General features: G+C 67.2%; 25 protein-coding genes. 12 read left to right on the forward strand and 13 right to left on the reverse strand.

From position 1 onward, the window contains the following. The first annotated feature begins 8 nt into the window (after positions 1 to 8). The 7 genes from EV684_RS07805 (at position 9) to EV684_RS07835 (ending at position 7973) form a co-directional block, all read left to right on the forward strand. Positions 9 to 2105, forward strand: coding sequence for a ParB N-terminal domain-containing protein (locus EV684_RS07805; protein ID WP_132645887.1), 2097 nt, complete (start codon positions 9 to 11; stop codon positions 2103 to 2105). Between the two features lie 242 nt (positions 2106 to 2347). Then, positions 2348 to 3349 carry a hypothetical protein gene (locus EV684_RS07810; protein ID WP_132645889.1) on the forward strand — a complete coding sequence of 334 codons (1002 nt, stop codon included), beginning with the start codon at positions 2348 to 2350 and terminating at the stop codon, positions 3347 to 3349. Between the two features lie 896 nt (positions 3350 to 4245). After that, a complete protein-coding gene (locus tag EV684_RS07815; RefSeq protein WP_132645891.1) occupies positions 4246 to 4704 on the forward strand; it encodes a single-stranded DNA-binding protein in 459 nt (152 codons plus the stop codon). Positions 4705 to 4787: 83 nt separating this feature from the next. Next, positions 4788 to 5666 (forward strand): DUF932 domain-containing protein, encoded by an 879-nt coding sequence (locus EV684_RS07820; RefSeq protein WP_132645893.1) that lies wholly within the window; start codon positions 4788 to 4790, stop codon positions 5664 to 5666. A gap of 111 nt (positions 5667 to 5777) precedes the next feature. Continuing rightward, complete coding sequence (locus tag EV684_RS07825; RefSeq protein ID WP_207184447.1) at positions 5778 to 6164, forward strand: DUF7673 family protein; 387 nt, start codon at positions 5778 to 5780, stop codon at positions 6162 to 6164. Next, a complete protein-coding gene (locus EV684_RS07830) occupies positions 6161 to 6973 on the forward strand; it encodes a ParA family protein (protein WP_132645895.1) in 813 nt (270 codons plus the stop codon). Before EV684_RS07825 ends, EV684_RS07830 begins: the two co-directional genes overlap by 4 nt. After that, positions 6963 to 7973 carry a ParB/RepB/Spo0J family partition protein gene (locus EV684_RS07835; RefSeq protein WP_132645897.1) on the forward strand — a complete coding sequence of 337 codons (1011 nt, stop codon included), beginning with the start codon at positions 6963 to 6965 and terminating at the stop codon, positions 7971 to 7973. Before EV684_RS07830 ends, EV684_RS07835 begins: the two co-directional genes overlap by 11 nt. A gap of 177 nt (positions 7974 to 8150) precedes the next feature. On the opposite strand, the gene EV684_RS07840 is transcribed toward EV684_RS07835, so the two are convergent. Then, the gene (locus tag EV684_RS07840; RefSeq protein ID WP_132645899.1) at positions 8151 to 8594 is read right to left on the reverse strand and encodes a GNAT family N-acetyltransferase; all 444 of its coding nucleotides are present in this window, start codon (positions 8592 to 8594) and stop codon (positions 8151 to 8153) included. A gap of 258 nt (positions 8595 to 8852) precedes the next feature. On the opposite strand from EV684_RS07840, the gene EV684_RS07845 reads away from it, so the two are divergent. Continuing rightward, entirely contained in the window at positions 8853 to 9452 is a 600-nt protein-coding gene (locus EV684_RS07845) for a hypothetical protein (RefSeq protein WP_132645901.1), read from the forward strand. Next, the gene (locus EV684_RS07850) at positions 9430 to 10362 is read left to right on the forward strand and encodes a relaxase/mobilization nuclease domain-containing protein (RefSeq protein WP_242478517.1); all 933 of its coding nucleotides are present in this window, start codon (positions 9430 to 9432) and stop codon (positions 10360 to 10362) included. Before EV684_RS07845 ends, EV684_RS07850 begins: the two co-directional genes overlap by 23 nt. A gap of 65 nt (positions 10363 to 10427) precedes the next feature. Here the strand turns inward: EV684_RS07850 and EV684_RS24165 are convergent, their stop codons facing one another. The 4 genes from EV684_RS24165 to EV684_RS07870 all read right to left on the reverse strand — a co-directional run bounded on the left by EV684_RS24165 (position 10428) and on the right by EV684_RS07870 (position 13940). Next, the gene (locus tag EV684_RS24165) at positions 10428 to 10817 is read right to left on the reverse strand and encodes a hypothetical protein (protein WP_200222339.1); all 390 of its coding nucleotides are present in this window, start codon (positions 10815 to 10817) and stop codon (positions 10428 to 10430) included. 306 nt (positions 10818 to 11123) lie between these two features. Next, positions 11124 to 11573, reverse strand: a complete 450-nt coding sequence (locus EV684_RS07860) for a hypothetical protein (RefSeq protein ID WP_132645903.1) — start codon at positions 11571 to 11573, stop codon at positions 11124 to 11126. A gap of 348 nt (positions 11574 to 11921) precedes the next feature. Next, positions 11922 to 12149 (reverse strand): hypothetical protein, encoded by a 228-nt coding sequence (locus tag EV684_RS23960; protein ID WP_165908425.1) that lies wholly within the window; start codon positions 12147 to 12149, stop codon positions 11922 to 11924. Positions 12150 to 12845: 696 nt separating this feature from the next. Then, on the reverse strand, positions 12846 to 13940 hold the full coding sequence (locus EV684_RS07870) for an IS5 family transposase (RefSeq protein ID WP_132645907.1): 1095 nt from the start codon (positions 13938 to 13940) through the stop codon (positions 12846 to 12848). A 344-nt stretch (positions 13941 to 14284) separates the two neighbouring features. On the opposite strand from EV684_RS07870, the gene EV684_RS07875 reads away from it, so the two are divergent. The 3 genes from EV684_RS07875 to EV684_RS07885 all read left to right on the forward strand — a co-directional run bounded on the left by EV684_RS07875 (position 14285) and on the right by EV684_RS07885 (position 17931). Next, the gene (locus EV684_RS07875) at positions 14285 to 14551 is read left to right on the forward strand and encodes a hypothetical protein (RefSeq protein WP_132645909.1); all 267 of its coding nucleotides are present in this window, start codon (positions 14285 to 14287) and stop codon (positions 14549 to 14551) included. After that, positions 14548 to 15693 (forward strand): cyclophane-forming radical SAM/SPASM peptide maturase GrrM/OscB, encoded by a 1146-nt coding sequence (gene grrM / locus EV684_RS07880; RefSeq protein WP_132645911.1) that lies wholly within the window; start codon positions 14548 to 14550, stop codon positions 15691 to 15693. The genes EV684_RS07875 and grrM overlap by 4 nt, the downstream gene beginning before the upstream one ends. A gap of 66 nt (positions 15694 to 15759) precedes the next feature. After that, positions 15760 to 17931: a DUF4062 domain-containing protein gene (locus EV684_RS07885; protein ID WP_132645913.1), complete on the forward strand. Its 2172-nt coding sequence runs from the start codon at positions 15760 to 15762 to the stop codon at positions 17929 to 17931. Between the two features lie 317 nt (positions 17932 to 18248). Here the strand turns inward: EV684_RS07885 and EV684_RS07890 are convergent, their stop codons facing one another. From EV684_RS07890 to EV684_RS07925, 8 genes are read right to left on the reverse strand one after another with little or no spacing between them, the layout of a single operon-like run. Beyond that, the gene (locus tag EV684_RS07890; protein ID WP_242478519.1) at positions 18249 to 18698 is read right to left on the reverse strand and encodes an H-NS family nucleoid-associated regulatory protein; all 450 of its coding nucleotides are present in this window, start codon (positions 18696 to 18698) and stop codon (positions 18249 to 18251) included. Positions 18699 to 18730: 32 nt separating this feature from the next. Continuing rightward, the gene (locus EV684_RS07895) at positions 18731 to 19795 is read right to left on the reverse strand and encodes a DUF1173 family protein (RefSeq protein WP_132645915.1); all 1065 of its coding nucleotides are present in this window, start codon (positions 19793 to 19795) and stop codon (positions 18731 to 18733) included. 4 nt (positions 19796 to 19799) lie between these two features. Beyond that, positions 19800 to 20954 (reverse strand): LPD7 domain-containing protein, encoded by a 1155-nt coding sequence (locus EV684_RS07900; RefSeq protein WP_132645917.1) that lies wholly within the window; start codon positions 20952 to 20954, stop codon positions 19800 to 19802. A gap of 36 nt (positions 20955 to 20990) precedes the next feature. Next, positions 20991 to 21617, reverse strand: coding sequence for an OmpA family protein (locus EV684_RS07905; RefSeq protein WP_132645919.1), 627 nt, complete (start codon positions 21615 to 21617; stop codon positions 20991 to 20993). A gap of 17 nt (positions 21618 to 21634) precedes the next feature. Continuing rightward, on the reverse strand, positions 21635 to 23578 hold the full coding sequence (locus EV684_RS07910) for a type IV secretory system conjugative DNA transfer family protein (RefSeq protein WP_132645921.1): 1944 nt from the start codon (positions 23576 to 23578) through the stop codon (positions 21635 to 21637). Next, a complete protein-coding gene (virB11, locus tag EV684_RS07915; RefSeq protein WP_132645923.1) occupies positions 23575 to 24663 on the reverse strand; it encodes a P-type DNA transfer ATPase VirB11 in 1089 nt (362 codons plus the stop codon). Before virB11 ends, EV684_RS07910 begins: the two co-directional genes overlap by 4 nt. Then, positions 24663 to 26024, reverse strand: a complete 1362-nt coding sequence (gene virB10, locus EV684_RS07920; protein ID WP_132645925.1) for a type IV secretion system protein VirB10 — start codon at positions 26022 to 26024, stop codon at positions 24663 to 24665. Before virB10 ends, virB11 begins: the two co-directional genes overlap by 1 nt. After that, positions 26021 to 26827 carry a TrbG/VirB9 family P-type conjugative transfer protein gene (locus EV684_RS07925; RefSeq protein WP_243651114.1) on the reverse strand — a complete coding sequence of 269 codons (807 nt, stop codon included), beginning with the start codon at positions 26825 to 26827 and terminating at the stop codon, positions 26021 to 26023. The genes virB10 and EV684_RS07925 overlap by 4 nt, the downstream gene beginning before the upstream one ends. Positions 26828 to 26835 lie beyond the last annotated feature (8 nt).

Here is a 26835-nt window from a genome sequence, read left to right on the forward strand (position 1 = left end):
CCTCCTCCATGAAGAAGCCCAGTGCCAAGAAGCCTCCCTACTCATTCGAGAAGTGGGGCAATTTCGGCATCTTTCGGTCAGGCGACTCGCTGCCGGTCCACTACCTCCTCACAACTATCACCGTCCCCGAGCTCGAAAAGCTGAAGCTTGCTCGCAGTGTGCGGCCTCAGAAGATCGACTTCGAGTTACTGATGCAACGAGACATCAACGTCGATCGCGTCGATGGCGAAATCGTTAAGTACCTTGTACCTGGTGTCGAGAAAACGGAGTCCGAGATTCACTCGCGGCCACTGTTCTTTCCACCTCTGCTCGTGGCCGTGATCCCGGTGCTTGATCAGGTGATGCAGCAGTTCATGCCCAATGAAGAAGTCACACCGCAGCTAGTCGAAGGTAGTGAGGGCGTGAGACGCTCCTGGGGTGACGTGGTAAACCTGAACTACTTTATCGCGGAGAGCGACAGCGATGGCATCACGCTTACCGACGATGGAGGAATCCAGCACAAGTGCCAAGACGCCCCAGTCCAGATCCAGCTGCGTCAACCGCTTCCAAACAGCGGTGTCGTCGGTGCCGAGCTAGTCGTCTTCGACGGCCAGCATAGGTATGAGGCACTGAAGAAGCTGGCGGATTCAGCTCTTCTCCAGGAATTGGCGATACCGATCTGCATCGTCCTTTCACCGAACTCGACATTGGCCCACAAGGAAGCCGCCGGGCACTCGACACTGCCGGCACCTGACGTGTTTCGAGCCTTGTTCGTCGACGTCAACAAGAACTCCGTGGCAGTCGGTGGCCACTTCAACACCTTGTTGTCCGATGCCAGCGTCGGTTCCATAGCCTGTCGCATCTTCTGTGAGGCGGTCCTTGACGCGGAGACGGTCACCGGCTTGGCTGTCGTTGAGTGGAACGTTGCCGCCAAGAAAGATGCCACGCAGATCAAGCGCCCGTACTCGATCACCAGCATTGGGGTGATTGAGCAAGCTCTGACCAAGTCGTTGTCTGACAAGCGCGAGCATGCCGGCCTATTGAAGTACGTTCTCGATTTGGACAAGGTCAACGACAAGCTGTATCCGCCGTCTTCGGAAGGAGAACTGCCGATCGTCGAGTGGGATCGGTTCTCGCCCTCGCAGCGCCGCGTTCTTGAAGGTCAGATCAAGGGCAAGCTGGTCAAGGAGGGACTGCTGCGCCTGTACTTCGAGACGGACGAATTCTACAAGGCGGTTGCGAGCTTCCGGGAAGTCGTCGAAAAGTATCGTACCGACATCGCTGAGAAGAATCCAGGCTTCAGGGACCGTGAGGCCGTGCTCGATGAGGTCCTTGAATACAACCCGATCGCCGACCATCACAAGACACTCCGCGCGGCTGTCGGAGTGTTTGAGAGAGAAGTGCAGGAGAAGTTTGAAGCAAGCATCAACCCGATCATTCGGTATGGCATCTTTCAGCGGGCAATGATCGCGGCATGGCTGATGGTCATCACCCGGCTGAAGAGCAACCCCGAGTTCACGTTCGCCAGTCTGACCTCGGGATACATTGCAGTCTTGAACTGGGTGCTGGATCGAGGGCGAGCGGTGTTCTCCGAGCGCAAGCGCCCCTACATGATTCACAGCGTGTTCCGGCCGACATCACAGATCAAGCCCACCGAGTCCACTCGTGAGGCACTGACATCGCTGATCTTGGCATCGCTTGGGAACAAGGCCGTCGCGGCGTCGTTCGTGCAGGCTGCGCTGGGTAAGGCAAACCCTGGCCTTGAGAGCGTCCTTGTGGAGATGGGCCTCGATTCGGCGACGCGCTTCGCGGGGATTCTGCGCAAGGAACGGCTGGCCGAGTTCGCACGCTCCTACCAGACCGACTTCAATATACCTAGCGACGAGCGCCAAGAACTATCAATGCTCGAGAAGCGGAGGGATGAGCTTCGGCGCAAGGTTCGGGAGAAGAGCGCCAACATCTCGGAATACAAAGCCGCCCGAAATGCCTTCGAAAGCGAGCTTGAGCGACGCGTCGGCCAAGAGGTCACGCTCGGTCTCAATGAGCTCAAGACCGCACTCGCATATGAATCCGCCGTGATCGAGGCGGGCGATATTGAGGGCGCCGACGTTGCTGAGGACGTCTAGTGCTCTTGGCGTCTTGCGCGGCAGCCCTGGGTGACGACGCAGTCATCGAATGCGGCGTCTGGATCGAAGCGAAGGTCAATCTGGGTCTTCGTGTCGTAGTCTTGTTCGATGACGCGGCTAGTTGCACAGCGGTACGAGCCGTCGCACCCTCATCGCCACTCCTGAACTGTCTTCACGTCGCGAACTGTGTTTCGCATGACGATTTTGTCGTGTTTGCTGCGCTATATGCGGCAGCACAGGGAGTGGCGCCCGTCGACCTACTGCGCTTCACTGGCACTGAATTCGAACCGCTCGCTATCGAGATCGAGCGCGCGTCGCACTTGCATCGGTTGGCGTGCGAAGTCAACGCAGCGCTGAGTCACGGCGACGCCGACCGAGCCCGGAGCGCTATTGGCATCCTGCGGACAATGCTGCAAACGTACTCGGGCACGTTGTCGGCGGAAGCGTACCGTCGCGCGGGAGAGTGCAAGCTGCTGATAGACGCGTGCCAGAACCGACACCACGCTGCACTCCAGGATGGGTCGCTTATGGTGCGTTCCAAGCTGAAGCCGATCGAGACCTGGGCGGAGTTTTTCCCGCTGCTAAACGTGGCCAACACGATGTCTGCGCTCAAAACTTGGCCTGAAGTCGCGCCGGACCTTCAGCGCCTACGCGGCTTCGTGGACAGCGGAAATGCGGCTCTAGCAAGCGACCTCGCCGCGTTGAAGCTGGGCAAGAATCCCACGCTCACCGTGATGCTTTGGTTGGCGGCCTACCTCGTGCGAACTAGCGAGCATCACCTTGCACGGAGTGACGGCGCCGCTGGGCTGGCGCTCAGCGTGTGTGCCCTGGAGTCTTACGTCAACTTCCGCCTCTTCGAGCTGAACGTCCTAGCCTACGACCCTCTCAGAAAAGAACTGTACCCGACGTCGACGGGCCGGAATCTCTTTGCGAAGTACAGCCTCGGGGACGGGGTAAAGGGATCGTTGATGGTCCTGGCGGATTCGGCAGTACTGGGAACGATGGCGACAGGCGACGTGGAGGAGGTCATTCGCTTGCGTAATCAGTGCATTCTCACGCACGGTGTTCAACGGCTGTCGCTCAACGACGCCACAGAAGCATTGCGGAGGGTGAAAGCTCTCATCAAGGCAGCGGAGGCCAAGACATCTGCGGTGGGCGCGCGCTGGAACAACCTCCTAGTCGACTCGTTTGTTATCGACTGGACAAAGGTTGGACCGAAGACCTTTGCCCCACTCTTGTCATAGCGCAGGGGTAACGCTCATGTAGGCGCTTTGATTCGCCGAGGCAGAAGGCGACCTGATGGACCACTCCGCATCTCGAAAGCCTCGTGCGCCTCCGACGGCGCGTAGCTCAGGTGGATTGGTCAGTACACCGCGTCGAGTTCGTTCGCCTTGGCGCAGGCCGCCTCGATGACCTGCTGGGGGCCGCCATCCCTGACGCGAACACAGTCAGGCCGGCGTCGCCGCCGGCGGTCCTTGAGGCTGCGGCCCTGTCCCGTGTCCGCCGATCGCGGGCCTGATTGCCCTCCCGCTGCGCGTGAGCGCGGCCCGCTCGACGAACTGACCCGCGCCGCGCAGCCCTGCCGGACGCTTCGCTCTGCGCGTCACCGGCCAGATCGTCGCCCCGGACACCCGCCAAACCCGTCGCCGGGCCGCTGCTGAAGACCGAAGTCCAGCAGCCGAACAGCCGGGGAGCCAAGCAGCCAAGCAGCCAAGTGCAGAGCCTTGCTCACCCCGGCTCGGCCGACGCGCCAGTCGCTGCGCTTGGTGTCACGCCGGCCGCGTAGCCGCCGGGGCTCGTGTCCTGGGGCGGGCCCTCGGGCGGCGTCCGTCGCGCCAGGCTTTGCCTGTCACGCCTGCCGCTGTCGCCGGGCCCTCTGTTGAACTCCCGCGCGCTCGCCGGTAACGACCCACCGCGCTCCCCCCACAAGCCCCCCATGACGGGCGAGGGGGACTTGTGGGGGGATCTTCAATGCGGTGGGCCGGGTGAACCGGCTCATCGCTTCGCGCTGCTCCCGAACGCACCCCACCCCCCGCCCGCCCCAGAGGGGCGGGAGCGAGGGAGTCCGAGCGAGAGGATCAGTTTTCAGCAGCCTGAATCCCGGGCTGTGCTGGTCGTCTCGATATCGGAGTGCATCGCCATGGCAAACGTTCGAGTCGAGCAGCGCAACGCTCATCTGGCCGGCCCGGTCCGCCTGGAGTACGTCAACGGCCGCGAGGGCCAGGTCGCGAAGGCGACGATTACCGTGATCTCCAACAGCCGCCGCGGCAGCGGCGACGAGCGCGAGGAGGAGGCGACCTCGCTGCTGTGGACGCTGTGGGGCCGGCAGGCGGAGAACGCCGCCGAGTACCTGGGCAAGGGCAGCCACGTCAACGTCATCGGCCGGCTGCGCAACAACAACTTCCGCAACGCCGAGGGCTTCGACGTCTACATGCTGGCGTTCACCGTCGAGGAGATCGACTACCTCGACAGCCGCGCCGAGTCCGAGGCGCGCCGTGCGCGCAGCGAGGGCCGGGCCGAGCCGCCCGCGCCGGCACCTGCGCCCGCCGCCAAGCCCGTCAACGGCCGCCGCCCGGCGCGACCGCAGTCCCAGGCCTGAACGCTTCCGGCGGGTGCCGTCCCGCCGGACCACCCCTGCACCGCGGACCCCGCGGGGTCCGCTTCTATCGCACGAGGACCACCATGCAAGCCATCCATCCCACGCTGGCCACGCGTTTCGGCCGCCGCACCCACGTCCTGCGCAGCCACGAGCCACTGGCCGAGGACCAGATCCGCGCCGTGGCACCTTCGGTGTTCGCCGAGGGCAAGCACGCCAGCCGTTCCGAGCGCTACACCTACATCCCGACCATCGAGGTGCTGCGCGGCCTGAAGCGCGAAGGCTTCGAGCCCTACATGGCCGCCCAGGGCCACAGCCGGCTGGAGGACCGGCGTGCGTTCACCAAGCACATGCTGCGGCTGCGCCATGCCGGCCAGGTGCAGGCGACCGAGACCCGGGCGCGCGACACCGTCAACGAGATCATCCTGATCAACAGCCACGACGGCGGCAGCTCTTACCAGATGCTCGCCGGGCTGTTCCGCTTCGTCTGTTGCAACGGTCTGGTCGTCGGCGACGTGGTCGAGGACATCCGCATCCCGCACAAGGGCGACGTGCGCGACGAGGTCATCGAGGGCGCTTTCCGGGTGCTGGAGGAGTTCGACGAGGTCGACGAGCACGCCGAGGCGATGAAGGCGCTGCCGCTGGAGCACGGGGAAGAGATCGCGTTCGCCACCGCGGCGCTGGCGCTGCGCTTCGGCGAGCGCGCGCTGGAGGAGGGCGGCCACGCCCCAGCGCCGGTGACGGCCGAGCAGCTGGTGGAGGCCCGGCGGCCCGAGGACCTCGGCCACAACCTCTGGACCACCTTCCAGCGCGTGCAGGAGAACGTCATCCACGGCGGCCAGCCCGGCCGGGCCGCCACGGGCCGGCGCATGCAGACCCGGGCCGTCAACGGCATCGACCGCGCCGTGAGCCTGAACCGTGCGCTGTGGATGCTGGCCGAGGAGATGCGCAAGCTGAAGGCCTGACGGCCGGTGCCTCCGGACGCTGGATCCGGAGGCAAATCCAGCGCGTCGGCGGGCCTCGGGTCCGCCGACCATCAGAGGTCAGTGCGGCCGCCGCGGCCGCGGGAGCCTGCCATGGACGACACCTCCGACGTCGGACGCGTGATCGACGCGTTCTTCCTCTACACGCAGCGCGCCACACCGGCGACCGAGAAGGGCGCCCAGGCCCTCGACCGCCTGCTGCGACTGGCCGAGCACCACGACTCGGGCCAGGTCGCCCGTGTCGCCGGCTTCATCGCCAGCGTGCACGACGGCGCGACCTTCCGCTGGGACCCGTTCGAGCTGCGCATGCTGGACGTCGAGATCAGCGACGACATGCTGGCCTGCCTGGACGCGCTGCGTTGGGGCCGGCACGACCTGCACCGCCTGGTGCCCGACGGCGAGCGCCGCGTGCTGCAGGTGCTGCGCGCCTGGGGTCTCGTCCCGACGGCCGCGAGGCCCGACGCCGGAGGCCCGCGATGAAGACGCTCGTGCTCGCCAACCAGAAGGGCGGCGTCGGCAAGTCGGCCGTCGCCACGCTGCTGGCCCACCACCTGCGTCGCGCCGGCCGGCGCGTGCTGGCGCTGGACCTGGACCACCAGGGCAACCTCAGCAGCGTGCTGCAGCGCTCCGGGCGGCCGCTGGTGGCATCCGTCACGGCCGACCTGCTGCTGACCCAGGCGCAGGTCGACGTGCCGGCCGAGCCCTTCGTGCTCGTGCCGGCCGCCGACCCGCTGCTGTGGCTCGAACGCCAGCCGGCGCAGCACACGCCGTTCGCGCGCAACCTGCGCGCGTTCCTGCGCGCGCGGGCCGGCCGCTTCGACGTCTGCATCGTCGACACCAACCCCAACCCCGACATCCGCCTCATCGCCGCGCTGGCGTCGGCCGACTTCGTGCTTTCGCCGATCCAGCTCAACCAGGAGGCGATCGACGGCGTGCGTGGCCTGCTGCACCACCCGCGTGTCGGCGTGCACAAGATCCGCGTGCTGCTGAACCCGGCGCTGCAGCTGGTCGGCCTGCTGCCGGTGATGGTGGAGGCCACGCCGTTCCAGCGCGCCAACTTCGCCGAGATCGTGCGCCACCACCAGTCGCTGCTGATCCCGCTGACCGACAAACCTGGCGAGTTCGCGTTCATCCCCAAGCGCTCGGCCGTCGCCGAGGCCCAGGCGAGCGGCGACCTGCTCTGGGAGATGAAGAAGACCGCCGCGCGCGACGCCTGGGCCGAGATCGAGCCGACGATGCGGCGCCTGGCCGAGATCGTCGACCCGCAGGAGCAGCGCCATGTCGCTTGACCTGACCGTGCTGGACGACGCCGTGCCCGCGCCGGCCGGCGGCGCACCGCTGGAACTGCCGATCGACACGATCGACGAAGACCCCGAGCAGCCGCGCTTCGAGTTCGACGACGAGCCGCTGGCCGAACTGGCCGGGACGATCCGACAGCGTGGCGTGCGCCAGCCGGTGTCGGTGCGCCCGCACCCCGAGCAGCCCGGCCGCTGGATGCTGAACTTCGGCGCGCGACGGCTGCGCGCCTCGCGCATGGCCGGGCGGCAGACCGTGCCCGCCTTCGTCGACCTCGCCGCCGACAGCTACGACCAGGTCATCGAGAACGAGCAGCGCCAGAACCTGCAGCCGCTGGAACTGGCGCTGTTCGTGCAGCGGCGGTTGCGGGCGGGTGAGACGCAGGCGGACGTGGCGCGGTGCTTGGGCAAGTCTCGGGCATACGTCACGTATGTGGTTGCACTGATCGACGCCCCGGATCCGGTGATGGCGCTCTATCGCAGCGGCCGGTGCCGCGGGCTGACGGAGCTTTATGACCTGAGGCGGCTGCACGAGCTGCGGCCGCAGGCGGTGACCGAATGGCTCAACACGGCGGACAAAGTGACTCGGACCGAGATCGATCGGCTGAAGCACGAACTGCGGTCGCCCACGGTGCCCGTCCCTGAAGCGCTTGCACAAGATGCCCGCTCGGCTGGTGGTGAACCTGTCAGGAACGCCGGCGACATGGAGCCTCACCCCCAAGCAGAGTCCGCGACCGCCGAATCTGCTGCCTCAATCCCTGTTCCTGCGGCCGGCACTAGGGCCTGTCCGCCTGACGCGTCTCACGGCACACCTCGCCCACCGTCCCGGTGGCAGCTGATCGCGGAGCTCGATGGCACCGATGTCGTGGTCGAAATGCGCCGTCTTCCGCAAAGCGAAGAGCAGGTGTTCGTTTCTGGTCTCGGCGCCAAGGACGTGGTCGCGGTCGACATCGACCGCCTGCGAGCACTCCGTCTCGTTCGCACGGCGGCTTGAGGCGCCCTCAGCGGCGATGGGCGCCGGTGGTGCCTGTTCTTCCTCGCCAGTTGCGCAGCCTCATCAGTCGACCAACGCTTGTTAAGCCGCTAAACACGCAGTGGATGCGGCGACGGCACGCGCAGGCGCTGCTGGACGGTCTGCCGCTCGCGGACCCGGTGCTCCCGCCGGCGGACCTCAACCCCGCCGCAGGATCATCTCGTTGGCGTAGGGCACGAAGCCCAGGGCGCGGTACATGGGTGCCGCCTCTTCCGACGCCGCAAGGCTGAAGACACGGATACCGGCTTCGGTGCAAGCGCCCATCACCCTGTCGACGAGAGCCTTGGCGATGCCTCGCTTGCGCCAGGGCTCCTCGGTGTAGACGTTGACGATGCGTGCGCGAGTCCCGGATGCCTCGCCCCGCGTCGGCCCCCAGTCGAGCAGGACGGCACCCGCGCTGCCCACCACCTGGCCTTCGGCTTCAGCGACGAAGCCGATGTACGTCCCGCGCTCGATGCGCGAGACGACCCACGCGGCATAGGCGTCGAGGTCTTCCTGCGGTTCGCCCCTGAAGTAACGATGCCGGGCGATGCTCGCTGCATCGTCGGGGCCTACCGTGCGCACAGTCCACGTTGCAGTCATTCGACCATTCTGCCGGCCGATCTGCTCCGCTCGTGAGCCCTTCGAGTGTTCAGCGGCTTAACAGCGGCAGCCGTTTCCCGAGGCCCGCATGCCTTCCTGTCGCCGAGCGAGGACTGTCCGACGGCCGATCGTGCCCTGCTCGCCGTGCTGGAACTCGGCCCGATTCCAGCGCCAGCCAAGCAACGATCCAGACCAATACTGAAGTCCAGATGAGTGCAGGATAGGCGCCGTGGCGCCGATGTAAGACAGGCCTCCGTGATGGACTCCGCCACCTCTTCGGCTGCTGGTCACCGTGACCTCGTCACGGTGGACTTGCGAGGCATGAAGTCCGCCTTGCTGGCGCGCGCTGCAGCACGCGGCGTCTCCGTCTCGGCGCTGGTGCGCGAAGCGCTTTCGGCCGCCGGTGTCGACGAGAAGGAAGAGCTAGCTCCGCCGGAGACGGTGGCTCGCGGCCGGCCCCGTGTGCGCATCGGCCTGCGCCTGGCCGCCGACGAAGCGCGTGAACTCGCCGCCCGCGCTGCAACGGCCGGCCTTCCCGTCGGGGCCTTCGTTCTCGCGGCGGTTCGTGCAGATGGCGGAGTCCTCTCTGCCGAACAGCGCGAGGCCCAGCTCGCCGCCCTGACCAGCTCCAACGCCGAACTCGCCGCCGTCAGCCGCCATCTGGGCCACCTGACGTCGCTGCTGCGCATGGGCGCCGTCGACGCTGCCCGCCAGTACCGCGAGAGCCTCGACACGCTGAATGCCGACGTGCGTGCGCATCTCGCGCTCAGCGCCGAACTGCTGTCCGAGCGCTGGCCAAAGCCCTCGCGCTACTCCACCCACCCGAGGAGGCGACATGCCCGACCCGAAGTCGATTGATGGCGTCCTGGTCCAGTGGGGCGACCGGCTGTTCTACCCCGGCAACCGCCGTGTCGCCGAGAGGCCAGAGCCGCGGCTACGGCTTCCGCCGCTTCACCAGCGGGCCGGCGCCATCCGCCGCCGCATCGAGGCCACCGTGATCCGGCGGGCGCCGCAGGTCATGGTCAAGGTCACCGGCGGCGGCCGGGGCATGAAGGCCATCGCCGCGCACTTCCGCTACATCAGCAAGAACGGGCGGCTGGAGATGGAGAACGAGCGTGGAGAGACGTCCAGAGGCAAGGACGCCCTGCGTGAGCTGGCCGACGAGTGGCGCTACGGTGGCTCGCTCATCGGCGATGAGAGTCCGCGCCGCGAGGCGTTCAACATCATGCTGTCGATGCCGCGCGACTCGGCGCCGCCGGAGATCGTGCTGCGGGCCGCCCGCGAGTTCGCCCGGGAGGAACTGGAAGGGCACAAGGTCGTGATGGTGCTGCACGACCACCAGGCCAACCCGCACGTACACCTCAGCGTGCGTGCCGAAGGTGCCGATGGCCGCCGGCTCAACCCGCGCAAGGCCGACCTGCACCGCTGGCGCGAGACCTTCGCGGAGAAGCTGCGTGGCTGGGGCATCGATGCCGAGGCCACCCGGCAAGGCACTCGCGGCATCGCCCGGCGATACGACGCGCTGTGGCAGCAGAGGGCGAGGGCGGAAGGCCGGCTGCTGCGCGACCGGCCCGCTGGGCAACTGACCCCGGCGTCGAGGCGGACTCTCGACGAGGGCCGGCACGCCTGGTCGCAGATCGCCGACGCGCTGCAGCGTTCAGCACTGGCCGGGGATCAGCGACTGGCTGCGGGCGTGCGGGCGCATCTGCGCGACCTTGATCGGTCGCTGGACACGGAACGCGAGATGTCTGGGCCACACCGCGGCTGAGCTGTAGCGGAAAGCCGGGTCGACCTGACCCGGCGCCAGGAGCCAGCGTCCGATGCCTCGGGCCCTCACATCGAGTGGTTCGGGGTGAAGGGTTGGGCATCTACTATCCGCCCATGTGCAACCGGTACGTCGCCCCCGACGCTGCGGCCGTCGAACGCTACTGGCATGTCGGTGCCCGCCAGCCCTGGCGCGGAGCCGAGATCTTCCCGCGAGCCCAGGGGCCGTTCATCCGTGCCGCGCGCGATGACAGTGAGGCCAGGCGCGAGGTGGTCGTCGATCAGCTGGAACAGCGTGCTGTCGGTCAGGCCGGCGCGGGCGTCGACCAAGCGCTTCGTCAGCGCCTGGCCGTCGCGATCGGCGTCGCCGGGCCCGCCGTCGCTGCCCAGCTTGTACGGCATCGCGCGCAACAGGCCGACATCGAACGGCAGCGGCCCGGTGTTGCCCGCGAAGATCAAGGTCTGAACGGCTTGGCACCGTGGCGAACCCCCAGCGCGTAGAAGACGTTCGGGTTGCGGTGGTCAGGTCGGCCACCGCGTACTCGCAAAGCACGAGCCGCTCGAACATCGCCTTGTGGATGATGCCGCCGGCCTGCTCCTTCTCGGCGCGCACGGTCTTGGGGCCGGCGCCCAGGACGGCGGGTCGGATCAGGCGGTTCCAAACGGCGTCGACGTCGATCGACACCCCGCCGGGGCCGGGTTTGACGCCGAACGGTATCAGCACGAAGCACAACGGCATGGCCTCTCCTTCGCCGCGACGGCTCGTCAGGCCTTCGGCAGCGACGCCGCCGCGAAGCGGAGCGTCGTTGACGAACGAGGCTTGCCGACGAATTGCAACTCGTACGGACCGGGTCTGGCGACCGCAGGCAGTTCCAGGCGCAGCCGGGAGACGCCCGGCCCGCGATAGCCCAGCCGGCACAACACCTCGTCGCTCCCCGGCACCGGCTCGCCGTCGTCGTTCAGGCGCCGCAGAACGAGCTCGCCGTCGAACTGGGCGACGGGCGCCGCCGGGACTAGCAACAGCTCGAACTCGTGCCCGCACTCGATGACCGGCGTCGGCATCGACAGGCGAAGGCCTTCTTCGTCGCTCGTCACCACCGCCGTGCGCTCGTCCGCGGTCAGCGCCTCCAGCGGCGGCCCGGCGTCGCCGCCGAGCAGGCGGTAGAAGACGCGCTTGAACGGCATGCCGCGAAACGCCTGGCTGTGTTCGTCCACCACCAGCTGCCTGCTTCTGCCCGGCACGCGGCAGCGCACTCCAGAACGGCACCGTCCGGCGTGCGTCACGGCCTTCGTCGCATGCCACCAGCAGTCGCGTCGCGACGCGTCGCAGCGTCCGAGGGCCGCCTGGACTTCGTCGAGGTAGGCACGCGCGGTACGCGGCGAGGGCCTCGCGCATGAAGCTCCCGCCGAGGCGGCCTTCGGGGTCCGGCGTGTCCATCAGCAACTGCTTGTACGCGCGGCCGAGCAGGCCGTCGAACTCGTCGGCCTCGGCGCCGCAGGCGCCGAACCGGGTCTTCGCCTGCGGCAGCAGCGCCACGGCGACGGTGAGGCGCCGGGTCTCGATCAGTGCCTGGGCATGCAGCCTGGGCACGACCGGCTCGTCGGCGCGATACCGCGCGACGTGCTCGGCCAGATCGCATAGGCGGGGAACTCGCGTGCATCGCGAAGCGGCTTCAGGAGCGCCGCCGCCTCGGCGACGAAGGCTTCGGTCGGCTCGGTCGCGAGGATCTGGCAGAGCGCGTCGGCCCTGGCCAGCGCGGCGTCGTGTCCGGTGCTTCGATCGTTCGCCACGGTTGGCTCCGGTTGCGGCGATCAGCGATCGTAGCCAGCTGAGGTTGCCGAATGCAGCGGTATCGACCCGGCCATCCCTCGAACCGGACATGCGGACGGTCCACGGCGGCAATGAACCGGTCCGGCTGTTGCCCTCTACCGCGTTCGCGCGCTGCGTTTAGCAATCGGCACGTGGCGTCAGGCAGCGTCGCCCGGGGCCGTCGAGGGCCTGCCGGTCACCCCAGCGTAGGCGCCGACGAGCCGGCGCCGCGAGTCGGGCCAAAGGTTCCATGAAACGCGCGGACAGCATCGTCCTGTCGGCGGTGAGGCTCTCCGGGAGCGCCGGCGCGGCCGCTCTGATCGGCAGCGGCAGTTCGGGCGCGTCGTCGTCGTGAACTCATCCAGACCCGCTCTTCCGGCAGCGCCCGGCGCCACTCGTGCGTCTGCAGCCGCCGCATCACGGCCGGTCGCGACATCGCGACGAGAAACAGGGGGGGCGCGGAACGCGATGCAGCCGATCCTGGCCGCGATGGACCCGATCGCCGGCCATTGCGCTAGCAGGCCGTTGAAAAACCGACCGCCGGCACGTTCCAGCCCGTGAAGATGAGCCATCCCGAGGTCATCCAGTACGTCTCCGCGGCAAAATTGACCTCCCGAAGGCCCTTGAGGCGCCATTCCTGGCCCCGAAGTCGGCAATTCGGCGGTTCGTGGCCCTCATTACGCCCCCTGCGGACGCACTACGGCCAAGCTGCGCAGCCGCGTGAGGTTGTAGGCGGCCATCGTCAGCGTGAAGAGCTGGTCGACCTTATCCAGTCCGCGCAGCATCACCTGCCGCATCGGGCCGACGACCTTGCCCCAGCCGAAGCACTGCTCGATGCACTTGCGACGCCGCTGGCTGACGGCGTAGCCGCCGTGCCGCGTGGTGCGCCCGTCGATGGCGCTGCCGCCTCGACGGCCCAGGTTCTGCGCGACGTGCGGCGTGACCTCGTTCTCCCGGCACGCCTTCACGAAGCCGCGCGTGTCGTAGGCCTTGTCGGCGCCCACGGTGATGCGCCGGCCTGCGGCCCTGGCCGCGTCACCGAGCATCTGCGCCGCCACCTCGCGTTCGGCTCGGCCGTCGCTCTGGCTGGCCTGCACGTCCACGACCAGGCCGTGACGGTTGTCCGTCATCACGTGCCCCAGGTAGCTCGGCAGCGCTGGCGCTGCGTCGCTCTTGCGATACAGCTTGGCCTCGGGGTCGCTCTTGGATTCGTGCGTGTCGTTGCTGCGCGGCTCGCCGCGCCAGTCCTCGGGCGGCCGGTCGTCGTCGCTGCCGTCCTTGCGCCGCACGCTCTTGTGGCTGGCCCAGGCCTGGATCAGCGTGCCGTCCACGCTGAAGTGCTCGCCCGACAGCAGCCCGCGCGAGCGCGCCGTCTCCACCGTCGCGTTGAACAGGTCCGTCACCACGTCGTGCTCTATGAGGCGGTCGCGGTTCTTGCTGAAGACGGAGTGGTTCCACACCGTGTCCTCGATGGCCAGGCCGACAAACCAGCGAAACAGCAGGTTGTAGGAGATCTGCTCGACCAGTTGCCGCTCGCTGCGCACGCTGTAGAGCACCTGCAGCAGCATCGCGCGCATCAGCTTCTCCGGCGCGATGCTCGGGCGACCGCCCTTGACGTCGGCCTCGTACATCGCGGCGAACTTGCCGTCGAGCCGCGACAGGGCTTCGTTCATCCACTGCCGGATCGGTCGCAGCGGGTGGTTCGCCGGAACGAATTCCTCCAGCCGCACCGTGCTGAACAGCGATTCGTTGTAGCCGTCGGCGCCTCGCATCGGCCTCGTCCTCCGTCCTCGATGGCTGGATGCTCTACGCCGCGAGGCGCAGCGTCCAGAGGTTCTTCAACAGCCTGCTAGTCCTGGTCCACCGCCGCACAAGCACGGGCGATCGACGAGTTCGGGGGAGAACTTCGCTGACTTAACCATGCTGGCTCCACTCTCAAGCAAAGGAACATCCGCGGAAGTAGGCGGGTCGGACTGGGATCGGCGGTGACGCCGTCTCCCGCTTTCGATCGCTTGACCATCCCCCACATCTTTGCCTGCGGGGCTTGACTGCGCCACGGCCGAGCCCAACATCCTGCACCTGTCGTTCCAGCGAACGCTGATATAGGGGGCCACAGATGGACGCAAATGATACCTTTGCAGCTGGGTCAATCGTGACGTTGGCGGTCGGATCAAGCTTATTGCTCACGGTGCCCACGGCGACCGCAATTGAACTCGCGCAGGCAGCTGACTCCGATGCGGTTCGCATGCTTAGGCAAGCGGTACTCAATGTGCCAAGCTCCATCCGCATGACTTTTGTTGATAGTCAAGGCTCCGTCGTTGTGGCGCAGTTCGATAACACGTTCGAGAAGTTCAACAACAATTTCGACAAGGCCGTCGTGTGAAGGTTGGGCCGGTCGAGCTTTTAATCCTTCAGGGTACGCCATTCTGCAACATTGATTGCGGATACTGTTACCTCCCCGGCCGTGGAGACCGATCACGCTTAGCCGTCGAAACGGTTAGCCGACTGGCAGACAGACTTGCCGTCGAAGGTTTACTTGGGACAAAGCTGGAGGTGTTATGGCACAGCGGGGAGCCTTTGACACTGCCTATCGGCCTGTACGAAAGTTACTTCTCAACGCTTCGCTCTCGATTGAGCGATGAGACTGAGGTGGGTTTGTCGGTGCAGACTAATGCGGTCCTGATAAACAAAGCGTGGTGCGAACTCTTCAAGCGTTTCGAAGTCAAGGTCGGCGTTAGTCTTGATGGACCGGCTTTCCTCCACGATCGCTTTCGTCGCGACCGCCGCGGAAAGGGTACGCACAATGATGCCTTCGCCGGGCTTCGACTGCTACAGCAGAATGGGCTAGAGCCTCATGTAATTTGTGTGCTTACGAAGGATTCGCTTCAGTTTCCCGATGCGATCTTTGAATTCTTCCAAGAGGCTGGCGTCGGCACCGTCTGCTTCAATGTCGAAGAGGCTGAAGGAGCACACCTTAGCACGTCTCTCCAGTACAGTCATGTTGCCGAAGATGCGCGTGGCTTCTTTAGCCGCTATTTTGAGTTACTCGAGCGAAAGGGCTCGCACTGGTTGAGGGAGCGGGACACCGCGATGCGTGCGTTGATGTCGCGCTCCCACAAAAACAGCCTCGTAACCCCGTACTCAATCATCACGGTCGGATGGAACGGCGACTACTCCACCTTCTCTCCCGAGCTGCACAACCAGCCTGTCGGGGGCGAGCGCTTCGTTTTTGGCAGCGTCGTCGATCCGCGAGACACCTTTTTGGGTTCGCTACGTCGGCGCGATCAATGGGTCAAAGGTATCGCGGCGGGCGTGCAAATATGTCGCGAGTCATGCAGATACTTCGATATGTGTGGCGGCGGGACTCCATCTAATAAGCTGTGTGAACATGGAACTTTCGAGGCATCCGAAACGCTCAAGTGTAGGTTAGCAACGCAACTCCCGATAGAAATTATGGCTCGGCGTATCCAGAGTCAATTGCGCTCCGCCCTGACCAAAAGTCCCACCTCCACTCCGGTGCAGTAGGCGCGAGCCGAACTAGGTCGGCACGTTTAGTTTCCGGCGGCGGCAGGTTTTGTCTTTCTGGTCAGTATGCTCAGCAGGCGTCGATCCGTCTATGTCTCGTCGACATTCGTCGATCTGGTGGAGCACCGAAGGCGAGTCATCATGGTGCTTGAGCAGGCAGGTTTTGATGTCGCCAGCATGGAAAAGTACCCGGCATTTGAACTTCGTCCGGTCGAAAAATGCCTACAAGATGTGTCGAACTGCGAGTTTTACGTGCTCATCGTGGCTCGTCGATACGGATACGTGCCGGAATCGGTTAATCCAGAGAAATTGTCGATAACGCACTTAGAGTACTTGAGGGCAAGAGTCACACGCAAGCCGTGCTTTGTATTCATGCTCGATGCAGGTGCGGACTGGCCGGAACAGCACGCGGATGTCCCCGACTCACCCTCAGGCCGCCAGTTGGCAGCGTTTATTGCATCGTTGCGCGCACGTCATGGTGTGGGAACATATGTCGATCCCGCGTCGCTCGCGGTGGGCGTGCTTGCCGCCATCAATAATTCGCGGGAACGGGTACTTTGGCAGTGGAAGTTTGGAGGCGGCGTAGCTTTACTGGCCGCGCTCGTGACTCTTGCCAGCATAGGGTACTTCAATCGCTGGGAGGTCAACGATGTGTCTTCGTCACAGTGGACAAAGGCGCTCTTTCATTACCAGAGCGAGCGTCTCTCAGGGTCTGCGGGAAGTGCGAACAAGTCGACGCCGTCACGCGATGACGGTAGTTACGCTGAGCGGGCCATCGCTGCCGGATTTGCTTGGGAATCATTTCGCCTAGCACTCTCTGGTGCTTCCATTTTGCTCGACCAACTGGGGTTCGGCTCACGCAGCGACTTGCTGCGGCGCGCTTTGTATGGTCAGGAGGTCGAGCCCCTAATCAAGGCGCTTACTGAGGCGCAACTACCGGCAAGTAAGGAGCCGATGCGTCAGTTTGTCATTGGCTCGTTCCTCGAATTCTCCGGTCGGTTCGATGAAGCCATGGCGGCCTATCAAATGGCGTTCATCGCAGATCCCGGCAATGTGCGCTACTCGACGGCGGCACTTAATCTCGGTTTTGCTATCGGTAGGCAGAACGAGTTGCTCGGAATCGTCGATTCGCAGCTTTCTGCGGCGCGTCGGTTGGGCTCCAGCCGGGATGTGCTGGCGGCCATTACTGGGTATAAGGGCCTGGCGCTGTTCTATTTGGCTCGTGCAGAGGAAGCTGATGCCGAATTCAAGAATGCGATCGCGCTCGCTGGGGATGTGAACGTACGGGCACGCGTTTTGAACGACGCTAGCGCCGTATACAGCGGCCGAGGCGACTTCGGGAGGGCTGAATCAGCGTTAATCGAGGCATCAAGTCTCTATTCCTGTGCGCTTGGTTCTGGCCATCAGTTGACGCTGAATAGCAAAATGAATCTAGGCAGCACCTACACGCGACAAGGGAGGGTGCGTGCGGCCGCGGAAGTCTTCGGGCTGGTGCGTAAGGCGCTCGACGGTGAAGAGTTCAAGCGTAATCCATATCCGTACAGGATCGCTCAGGAACGCGTTGGCGCAGGGCTCGTTTACCATGCCCAGGGACAGTTTTCGCAAGCCGAGGAGGCATTACGAGCGGCCCGGAGAATGTACCGCGATCTCCAGCTTGGGAACTCCGGTCCGTTCGCTCGCGCCGGGCTTTATCTTGGGTATGCATTGATGGGAAGCGGACAAGTGTCCGAGGCGCAGAAGGAACTAGAGTCGACGGTGGGACTGGACATCAGCCTGTTTGGAGTTCAACACTCCGAGACGCTGGAGGCGCGCCTTGCTCTAGCACGGGCCCATCTCATGGCAGGCGACGCCGATTCGGCCCAGAACGAGCTGGTTTTAGTATCGCACGCTGTCGATGATGCACGCAGTGCCAGGTTCACCGAACGCGTCGCCGCAATTTCGCGTCAGATTGAGGTGGCACAGTCGGTCCAGGCCACAGGGGGCAGCGCAGTAGGCGTGCCTGATTCTCTTGTCGCATTGCGCGATAGCTGCGCTGCGCTGCAAGGCCGGCCGACTTGGGATCCGCAGGAGCCATCGGAATGTTGGCGCTCGCTTTTATCTCATCCGCAGGTTCGAGGAACTGACATGGAGCACGCGGGACGGTGGGCTCTGCAGGAGATCCAATCTCGGTTGACCTTGGAAGAACCGTCAAATGCACTGCGGGCAACGCCAAACTGCCCCGACCTATCCTCACGTTGAGACAGCGAAGCCGCGACGCCGCTGGGGATGTGGCCTGACGATCTAATCGAGGGAATGCATCGGATACATTCTGGGTGCGTGCAGCCGGCGTTTACTTCCGACGCTGAGTGTCTGCTTCCCGGCCCGCAGGCCGGCGGTATGAGCAGCAGCCATGGGTCGAAAGCGAGCGTTCACGAAGGCTTCGCCGGCAGGCCGCACTCAGTCTTAACCTGTCAGTCACCCGCCCGCAGTGGTCGCTCGTCAGTTGGAGAGGGATGTCGCAGACCTGCGTCGGCGAGTCTTCGACGGAACCGCTGTTCGTCGCTCCGAGCCCGGGCTCAGGAGTCTTCTGCCGCTGTTGAAGAGTCCGCGCGAAGCTCCGCGACGCGATAGCCTTCCTTCCCGAGCGCCCGGCGAAGCCATTCAGGCTGCGCACCCATCCCGTTCCACGACTCACCGGTGACCGGGTGCCGGTACTTGACGGCCGGCATCGCGTCCGGTTGAGTTGGGCTTGACAGGCGCCCGGCGAGTTCTCGCGGTTCGATGCGCCAGAACTCGACCAGTTGTCGGGCGACATGCAGGGCGCGCTCTCGGGCAAGTCGGTGCGCCTGCTCGGCCTTGCGGCTTTCGATCAGCGCCTGCTTCTCCCGCTCCCGCTCGACTTCGTGCAGCACCCGGCGAAGGTCCGTCTCGCTGATCCGGTAGCGGCTCACAAGCTCACGGACCTCTCGGGCGGCGCGCTCGCGCGCGGCGGTGCCCATCTCTTCCGATTCCGGCAGAAGTTCCAACGTCCGATTTCCCAGTGCCATTGCGCGAGATGCTACGGGGTCTTGGCTTCGGCCTGGCGCTCGGTGGTCATCTCCGCCGTCCTCCGCGCGGCTGATTGCGCAACGGGGGCATCGCGGGTGACGCGCACCGGGTCCAGGATCTTCTCGAAGCGCTTGTCCTCGGCGACAAGCTTGTCGAAGAAGGTCCGTTCGTCCTCGTTTGCCACCGGGATCCACCCCGAGCTGCACGCCATCAGCGCAAGCTCAAGCAGTGCCGGTGGTCCTGCGGTGGCAGCGACCGCGGTCGCCGCGGCGACCAGGTGCACGTCCGCGTGAGCGCGCCACAGGGCAAGCTCGTCACCGAACCTGGCTTCCGCGGATCGAAAGGCCGCTTCGCGCAGGGCGAACGGGCGGTCCGGCAGATGCTTCAGCCAGACCTCGACGAAGCCGCCGGGGTGGCGTAGCGCCTTGATCTCGCCGATCACCACCATCAAGGGCAACTCGCTGCCGAGGCCGCTCATCGACCGCCATCGGGCCTCACGCCGCTCGCGGATCTGGTCCTCGCGTGCAACGTTGAAGACCTCCGGCACGTACAGGCGCTCGGCGAGCATGCCGGTGTACGTGCGCGTCTGCCGGGCGGCCAGCAACAGGTGTCGGCGAACGACGCCCCAGTGGCGCTTGCCTGCGAAGCCCGGATGCCAGCGGGTCAGCTCGGCGCGCGTCCAAAGCTCGTGCAGCAGCGCGAGCAGCGAGATGCGGTTGCCAGGGGCGAGTTCCTCGTGCTGGTCGGCGGTCCCTCCCGGCAGACCTGGAGATGCCGAAGCGGGCTTCGATACGCCGGGCGTGACCCCCGCAGCAGTGGAAGCGGCGTCCCTGCCGCGGTGGCCGCGCTCCGGCCCCGGCTCGTGGTGCGGGCAGTCCGGCGCGTGCTGCCAGCCCGACAGCGGCATGCGCTTGACCAGCAGGCGGGCGCTATGCCGGGCCAGGTACATCGGCACGCCGCCTGGCACGCACAGACACAGCGGCCGGTCGTCGCGATGGTGTCCGGCTGCCATCGCCTCCTGCAGCCCCGCATAGATCGGCCGCCTGCCCGCCACGGCCCCGATTGCCGCGTGCATCGCCTCACCTCGTCGGCTGCGTGAAGGCGCGCTCCACGGCTGGCACGCGCGACGGATCTCGCGTCGGCTTGGGTTCCGTGCGCCGCGACGGCGCCTGCGCGTCGTAGACCTTCACCCGGTGCGTCTCGCCGTCACGCATCCGCCTGGCGAGGTTCTGTTCGGCGGCGGCCATCACGGCGGCGCGCTGTTTCGGTGGAACCTTGCGGTCCACGAGCACGGCTTCCAGCGCGGCGAGCACCGCCTTGCGGCCACCGCCGCCGCGGCCCGTGTTGCCCTTGGCCTTGGCGCCTTCGGCAGAGGCTTCGGCCGGCGAGGTCGCCTGTTCCCGCGCGGGCTCGATGCGGTTGTGCTGGCGGGCCTCGCGCTCGCGCTGCACCAGCTGCAGATCGGCAGCGTCTGGCTCGTAACCCAGTGCTCGCACACCGCGCACCGTGGCTTCCATCCAGACCTGGCGCCTGAACGTGTCGCTGCCGGTGACGCGCAGCGCCTTCCAGTTGCGCGCTTCGGCGACGTCGACCATCGACCGCGCGACAGAAGGGTGGTCCTGGTCGGTGGTCAGCTTGAAGGCTGTCTCGGTGAAGGCCACGCGCTGCACGTCGCCACGGAAGCGGTACTCGGTCCGGCGCAGCGGCGTCAGGTCCCCGGTCAGCGTCGCGTGCTTGACGACGTAGCGCTCGTTGAGGCCGGCCTCGATCTCGGCGGCACGTGCCGCGCGCAGGGCCTCCAGTTCATCGCGGGCCGTCGGCGCGGTGGCAGGCTTGCGGGTCTCAGTCTGCGGTGGTGTGTCGCGGCCTGCGGTCTCGCGCGGGGCGGCGCGCTTGCCGGTGGTTCCTGCCTCGTCGCTGACGGCTTGCTCCGGCGCCGGCGGCTGAGGGCGCAGCGTCGGCTGCCGCTCCCAGTGGCCGCCGATCTTGTGGATCGGCGTGCGCGAGCCGTCTTGGCCCACGGCGACGATGCGCGTGGCCTGCAGCCGGTCGGCGTGCGCGACGATCTCCTTCATCGTTGGCGTTCGATAGGTCGTCTCGTTGAGCGGGTCACGCAGTTCGTAGGTCTCGCCTCGCTGTGGCGGCGTCTGGGCGCGTGCCTTCGCGATGGCGGCGCGGTCTGCGGGTTCGACGCTGCCGCCTCGGTCGCGCCCGGTGGTGCTGTCCTGGTCCATGTTCACCTCGCTGGCGTGCGCTGCACGCGTTGAAGCTCACGGGTTTGCCGGTTGGCCGGCGGTGACGAACCGCGGCGCGGTCCGGTAGATCTCGATCTCGACCCGGCGGTTGAGCGCCCGCCCGGTCTCCATGCCGTTGTCTCCCGCGTGGTCGCCAACGGGCTGCCAGGTGGCCCGGATTCGGGCCGGGTCCGCCCCGGCCCGCACCAGCCACGCCTGAACGGCCGCGGCACGTGCTCGCGCGACACGGCTCTCGGCAGCGCTCTCCCGGGTGCCGTCGGTGCGGCCCCGCAGCACCACCAGCGGTGCGTCGCGTGCGGCCTCGGCGATCTGGCGCGCTTCGTCGGGCGACAGGTCCAGGTCGCTGCTGCCGGGGCGGAACCGCAGCACGAAGATCGCGTTGGCTGCGGGTGGCGTCGCAGCGGCGGCGCGCGCCTGCATCAGCACGGCCTGGGTGCGGACAACGTCAGCTTCGCGCCGGGCCTCCGTGGCAGCGATCCGGCTGTTCTGCAGGCTGCTGCGGCAAGCCTGCAGCTCGACGGCGGCAGCCGTGTTGGCCGGGCGCCGGCTGGCTTCGTCCGCTTCGGGCGGCCGCGGCGGCGATGAGCCGCAGCCGGCCATCACCGTGGCAGTGAGCGCGATTGCGATGAGGGCGGGGCGCATGTGGTTCCTCCTTGGCGTCATTCGCAGATCACCTGCTCGATCTCGCCTCCGGCGGCAGCCTTCGCCACGCGCGTCTGGGCGAAGAAGGCGTCGACGACTCCGCCGATCTCTTCCGGCCCGGCGTCTTCCGCGAGCGGGGGCACTGACGAGAAGTCGTGCGCGAGCTGCTCCAGCGAGAAGCCGTCGTCCGGACCCATCTCCTCGGGCGCTTCGCTCACGCGGCGCTGCACGCGGGCGAGATGCAGTTCGACGTCCATCGCCGGCACGGCCGGCGCGGGGCGCAGCCGGTCGCGGAACACCGGCTCGCGGTGGTAGCGGATCTTGTCGGCCAGCACCGGCTTGCAGTTCTCCAGGATCAGCACCAGGCGTTCGCTGCCCAGTTCCTTGAACTCCTGCGGCAGCAGCAGCGGGCGGCGCTGGTCGCTCTCGTTGCGGCTCACCGTCGTGTGGCTGCGCATGCCCAGCGCGCGGCTGCGCCCGCGCGAGGTCGCGCGCTCGGTGAAGGTGCCGAGCATGGCGCTGTACTCGTCGGCGTCGCGCTGTTCGCGCGGGGCGTAGAGGATCTGCAGGCCGTGGTTCGTCGCGAAGGTGCGCGCTTCCTTGTCGCCGTAGACGGCGTCGAGCTGCGACATCGCCTGCACCACCGTCAGCAGGCGCACGTTGTAGCCGGCCAGGAAGGCCGCCGCGCTGGTCAGGATGCCGACGCGGCCCATCGCGGTGAACTCGTCGTTCACCAGCAGGCACTGGTAGCGCAGTGAGCCGTCCTCCTCGGGCCGGGTGCGCGTGTTCAGGCTGACGACCTGCGAGAAGAACAGGTTGAGCAGTGGCCGTGCGCTGGCCAGCCGGTGCGGCGGCACGCGCACGTAGACCGACATGCGGCGGCGGCGCGGGTCCTGCAGGTCGAAGTCGTCGGCGCTGGTGGCGGCGTCGACCACCGCATCGGCGAAGATCGTCAGCGGCGCATTGAAGGTCGCGACGATGCTGGAGAGCGTGTTGTCGGAGTTGCCCAGCAGCCGCTGCAGCGCATCGGCGCATTCGTCGCTCAGCGGGTTGTCTGCTTCCCGCCGCCCGCGGAGGGTGTCGTTGAGGTGCTCGCGCAGCGAGCGCCCCTGGCCGGAGGACTGGCGCAGCATCTCGCCGATCGTGCGAGGCAGGTCGGGGCTCTCCAGCAGCAGCAGCCCGAGCCCGAGGAACAGGTTGCGCGCCTGGTCGTTGAAGAAGGCTTCCGACGAGGTGTGGCCGCCGTCGCTGGGATAGAGCACCTGGCCGATCTCCAGCAGGTCGCCGATGCGGTGCAGCGGGCCGGTGCGCACATGCGACAGCGGGTTCCAGCGGTGGCTGTGGCCCTGCTCGTCAAACGGCGAGAAGGCGTAGACGGCCTGTCCGCAGGCGACCCGGAAGCCCGCCGTGATCGAGTGGATCTCACCCTTGATGTCGAGTGCGATGACCGAGTCCGGCCAGTTCAGCAGGTTCGGGATGACGATGCCGACGCCCTTGCCGCTGCGCGTGGGCGCCGAGAGCATCACTGAGAGCTGTCCGGGCAGTGAGAGGTAGCGCCGGCCGAACCGACCCACCAGGATGGCCGGGCCGGAGGCCGGCGTGGCGAGCAGACCCGCCGCCGCGATCTCGGCACCGTTCGCGAATCGGGCGGCGCCGTGCAGAGGCCGCTTGCGACGCATGGCGGCGAGCACCGCTGCAGGCAGCACGACGAAGCCGGCGGCGGCTGCGCCCGTGCCGGCTACGACCAGCCGGCGGCGCAGCACCGCGTCGTCGCCGTAGAGCCGCCAGTAGTCCAGGTAGGCCAGCGGGCGGGCCTGGCGCACGTCCGCGCCGCTCAGCAGCAGGAAGAGCGCGGCCGAGGCATGCAGCGCCAGCGCACCCAGCAGCGAGATCGTCACGACGCCGAAGGTGACCGCGGCCACAAGCCGCGCACGGGACCAGCGGGCCAGCGCGCCGTTCATTGACCGCCTCCCAAGGCAGCCGTACCGCTGGCCAGCCGCAACGCCCTCGGCTGGTACCGCACTTCGGAGACATGCCGGCCGCGCTCGTCGTGCTCGATCTGCACGATCACGTCGACGACCATCGAGAGCAGCTGCTTGATCTCGTCCATGCGCAGCCCGCCGCCGGCGCCGCTCTCGCGGATCATCAAGGCCATCTGTTCCAGCGCGAGTGCGCAGCTTCCCGCGTGGGCGGTGGTGATGCTGCCTGGATGCCCCGACGCCGCCAGCCGCACGAAGGAGAAGCACTCTTCGCCGCGCAGCTCGGCAAGGAAGATGCGGTCGGGCCGCATGCGCAGGCAGGCCTCCAGCAGCGACTTCGCGCTCACGCGCGCGGTGCCCTGCGCGTCCTTGCTGTAGAAGAGGTGGACGGCGTTCGTGTGGCCTGCCAGCTCCAGTTCGGCCGTGTCCTCGATGGTCACCAGCCGTTCGTGGCGTGGCACCTCTTCGCACAGGCCTTTCATCAGGCTCGTCTTGCCCGAGCCGGTTCGGCCGCTGACGACGATGGTCTGACGCTCCCGCACCGCGAGGCGCAGGAAGTCGGCCCAGTGACCGCGGCTCTGCAGTTCCAGCAGCCGCTGCTCGAAGGGTTGCATCCGCCGGGCGCGTTCCCCTTCTGGGGGCGCCGCCCTGGCGAACAGGCCTTCGCGGTCGAAGTCGTCCAGCGTCCGGATGACGTCGGCCGGGCGGCGGATCGTGATGGAGACCGTCCCGCGCGTCACCGCTGGCGGGATGACGAACTGCGCACGCTGGCCCCCCGGTAGCGTGGCCGACAGCAGAGGGCGTTCTTGGTTGACCTGCTGGTCGGTCCAGGTGGCCACCGCGGTGGCCAGCGACAGGCAGCGTTCCAGCGTCATCTCGGGCGCCGGCAGGGTGCGCCAGCCGCCGCCGGTCTCGACCAGCAGTTCGCCGGGCCGGTTGATGCAGACCTCCAGCACGCCGGGCGCGTCCAGGTGCTGTTGCAGCGGCCGCAGGAACTCGGTCACCGAGGTGGCGTCGCCGTTCCAGGCGGCACCGTCGCGACGGGTGGCTTCGAGGGCGGCGTGCATCACCGCGGCTCCAGCGGCCCGCCGGGCCGCAACTCGTAGACCGACGAGAAGTCGACGTCGCGTGCGACGTAGATGCCGACGATGCCGCCCTGGTTCTGGTAGATCAGCGGCGGGATGTTGATGGTGCTGTCCAGCACCTTCTCGGCCAGCTTGCTGGTGTTGCCGGTGGTCGACGGCAGCACGATCGTGTCGGCGTCACGCTGGCTCGTCTGGTTCTGGACGACGAGCTGCACCGAGTCGTCGATCAGCGACAGCAGCATCGCGGCGCCGATGCGTTCGCCCCAGCGGTTGTCGACATGACCTTCGATGCCGGACTCGCCGAGCTGACCGGTGCCGGGCGACTCGACGTCCACGGTGATGCCATGCGGCGTGCGGATGCGCGTCCACAGCACGGGGATGCGCACCATGCCGGGCCGCACGGCATTGATGCGGTACTCGCCGTCCAGATGCGAGCCGCGCTCGATCAGCAGCACGCGGCCGTCGTCGCCGTAGACGTTGCGCTGCACCTGGCAGCCCACCATGCCCGAGGTCGCGCTGATGACGCGGGTCTTGAGCGCGCAGGTGAAGGCGGTGCCCTTGGGCAGGGTCAGGCTGCGGTTTGCCAAGGTGCCGGCGGCCACCCGCGGTGTGGTCGAGCCTTCAAGCTGGCCTCCGAAGAGGGGGCCCTTCGTGGTGCCTGCGTTCGGGGGCACCCGAGCGGAGGCACTCCCGAGCAGGCCCCCCATCGGGGAGCCTGCCGAGGAGGGCGCCGACGGGTCGAGCGAGCGCATCAGCTCGCGGAGCTGGCGCTGGTAGGCGTCCAGATTGCGGCGCGTCTCGTCGAGCGGGCCCTCCTCGGGGTGTCCCTCCGAAGTGGGTGCCGCCGTTCGTGGGGCCTCGGAGGGGCGGCTCGTCACCAGCAGGACGGGGGCGTCCTCGGGCGCCGCCGCCCGAGACGCGCCATCCACCGCACGGGTGTCCCCCGTTCGGCGGACGCCGATCGGCTCCGCCGGCAGATCGGCCGCCGGGTCGATCGCCGGCACCAGATGGCCGGCCTGGGAGCTGGGCGATGCCGGCCGTGTCGCGAGGTCCAGACGCTTCGGCTCCGCCGTGGCGGCCGATGGCCGGTTCGCGGCCGGTGCCTGCTTGGGTTCGCCCGACGTCGCTCCGCCCGCGCCGAAGCGCGCGATCGAGACGCCGAACACCGTCACCAGCGAGACGACCAGCAGGGCGACCGCGAGCAGCCCCTTCTTCGACATCGACGGGCCTCGTGCCGTGGCGACGTTCGGGATGCCGGGCTCACCCGGCAGCGGCTGCACGCGGCCATCCTCCGGCTCGGCCGGGTCGGATGCAGGCGGCGTGTGCTTGGCGTCGTTCGTCATGGCCGCTCTCCTGTCTCGGGCTCGCGGGTCGGTTCGCCGGGCGACTTCAGGACCCGCGCCACGCCGGGCACCGTGGTGCCGTCGACGGGCGGGTGGCCGTCCAGGTCGAAGGCGTCGTTCCAGACGCCTACGACGGCGCTGCCGGCTCTCAGCTTCAGCAGCCGGCTGACGCGGTCGACGACCAGCAGTTCGCCCTCCATGCGGCTGTTGACCAGCGTCTCGCTGCCGTCGCCGAGCACATGGAAGACCGCCGGCACTTCGCGATTGCCTGGGAAGCGGAAGTAGGTGAACCGCCCGTCGTCGAAGACCAGCGTGGGCACGATGTCGGACGAGCCCCGGCCTTCGGCGATCGAGTACGAGGTGTTGACCACTTCGGGGGCTGCCGACAGGCGCTCCTGCAGACGCTCGGCATCGGAGGGCGGATCGGAAAGCGGCGGCGGCGCTGCCTGCGCGCTGGCGCTGCCCGCACGCGACGGGCTGATCGACGCCGGAGGCGTCACCAGGAGCCGGTAGACGGGCTCCCGCCGGTCCTGATCGGCCAGGACGACGAAGCGGAACGCGTGCGTGCGGCGGTCGCTCACGACGGCGACGTTGTTCGGTACGGCGGCGCCCGCCTTCGGCTTCACGAAGATGCTGCGGTCGCCGGCCTGGGCCGTGATGCACCAGAGGGCCTCGGGCTTGCTGCAGTCGCCGCCCTGGCCGGCCGCGAGCTGCTGGAGCACCTCGTCTTCGCCAAGCAGCACGTGCGTGACGACACCGCGGCGCACCGGGACCGTGACCACGGCGTTCGCGTCGTAGACCACCGTGCGCA

This window comes from Rubrivivax gelatinosus (genome assembly GCF_004340905.1).
In the GTDB taxonomy this organism is placed as follows: domain Bacteria; phylum Pseudomonadota; class Gammaproteobacteria; order Burkholderiales; family Burkholderiaceae_C; genus Rubrivivax; species Rubrivivax gelatinosus.

Coding starts and splice junctions, on each gene's coding strand:
- EV684_RS07805 (WP_132645887.1), top strand. CDS start 9: ATGAAGAAGCCCAGTGCCAAGAAGCCTCCCTACTCATTCGAGAAGTGG.
- EV684_RS07815 (WP_132645891.1), top strand. CDS start 4,246: ATGGCAAACGTTCGAGTCGAGCAGCGCAACGCTCATCTGGCCGGCCCG.
- EV684_RS07820 (WP_132645893.1), top strand. CDS start 4,788: ATGCAAGCCATCCATCCCACGCTGGCCACGCGTTTCGGCCGCCGCACC.
- EV684_RS07825 (WP_207184447.1), top strand. CDS start 5,778: ATGGACGACACCTCCGACGTCGGACGCGTGATCGACGCGTTCTTCCTC.
- EV684_RS07830 (WP_132645895.1), top strand. CDS start 6,161: ATGAAGACGCTCGTGCTCGCCAACCAGAAGGGCGGCGTCGGCAAGTCG.
- EV684_RS07835 (WP_132645897.1), top strand. CDS start 6,963: ATGTCGCTTGACCTGACCGTGCTGGACGACGCCGTGCCCGCGCCGGCC.
- EV684_RS07840 (WP_132645899.1), bottom strand. CDS start 8,594: ATGACTGCAACGTGGACTGTGCGCACGGTAGGCCCCGACGATGCAGCG.
- EV684_RS07845 (WP_132645901.1), top strand. CDS start 8,853: ATGGACTCCGCCACCTCTTCGGCTGCTGGTCACCGTGACCTCGTCACG.
- EV684_RS07850 (WP_242478517.1), top strand. CDS start 9,430: ATGCCCGACCCGAAGTCGATTGATGGCGTCCTGGTCCAGTGGGGCGAC.
- EV684_RS07870 (WP_132645907.1), bottom strand. CDS start 13,940: ATGCGAGGCGCCGACGGCTACAACGAATCGCTGTTCAGCACGGTGCGG.
- EV684_RS07875 (WP_132645909.1), top strand. CDS start 14,285: ATGGACGCAAATGATACCTTTGCAGCTGGGTCAATCGTGACGTTGGCG.
- EV684_RS07885 (WP_132645913.1), top strand. CDS start 15,760: ATGCTCAGCAGGCGTCGATCCGTCTATGTCTCGTCGACATTCGTCGAT.
- EV684_RS07895 (WP_132645915.1), bottom strand. CDS start 19,795: ATGCACGCGGCAATCGGGGCCGTGGCGGGCAGGCGGCCGATCTATGCG.
- EV684_RS07900 (WP_132645917.1), bottom strand. CDS start 20,954: ATGGACCAGGACAGCACCACCGGGCGCGACCGAGGCGGCAGCGTCGAA.
- EV684_RS07905 (WP_132645919.1), bottom strand. CDS start 21,617: ATGCGCCCCGCCCTCATCGCAATCGCGCTCACTGCCACGGTGATGGCC.
- EV684_RS07910 (WP_132645921.1), bottom strand. CDS start 23,578: ATGAACGGCGCGCTGGCCCGCTGGTCCCGTGCGCGGCTTGTGGCCGCG.
- virB11 (WP_132645923.1), bottom strand. CDS start 24,663: ATGCACGCCGCCCTCGAAGCCACCCGTCGCGACGGTGCCGCCTGGAAC.
- virB10 (WP_132645925.1), bottom strand. CDS start 26,024: ATGACGAACGACGCCAAGCACACGCCGCCTGCATCCGACCCGGCCGAG.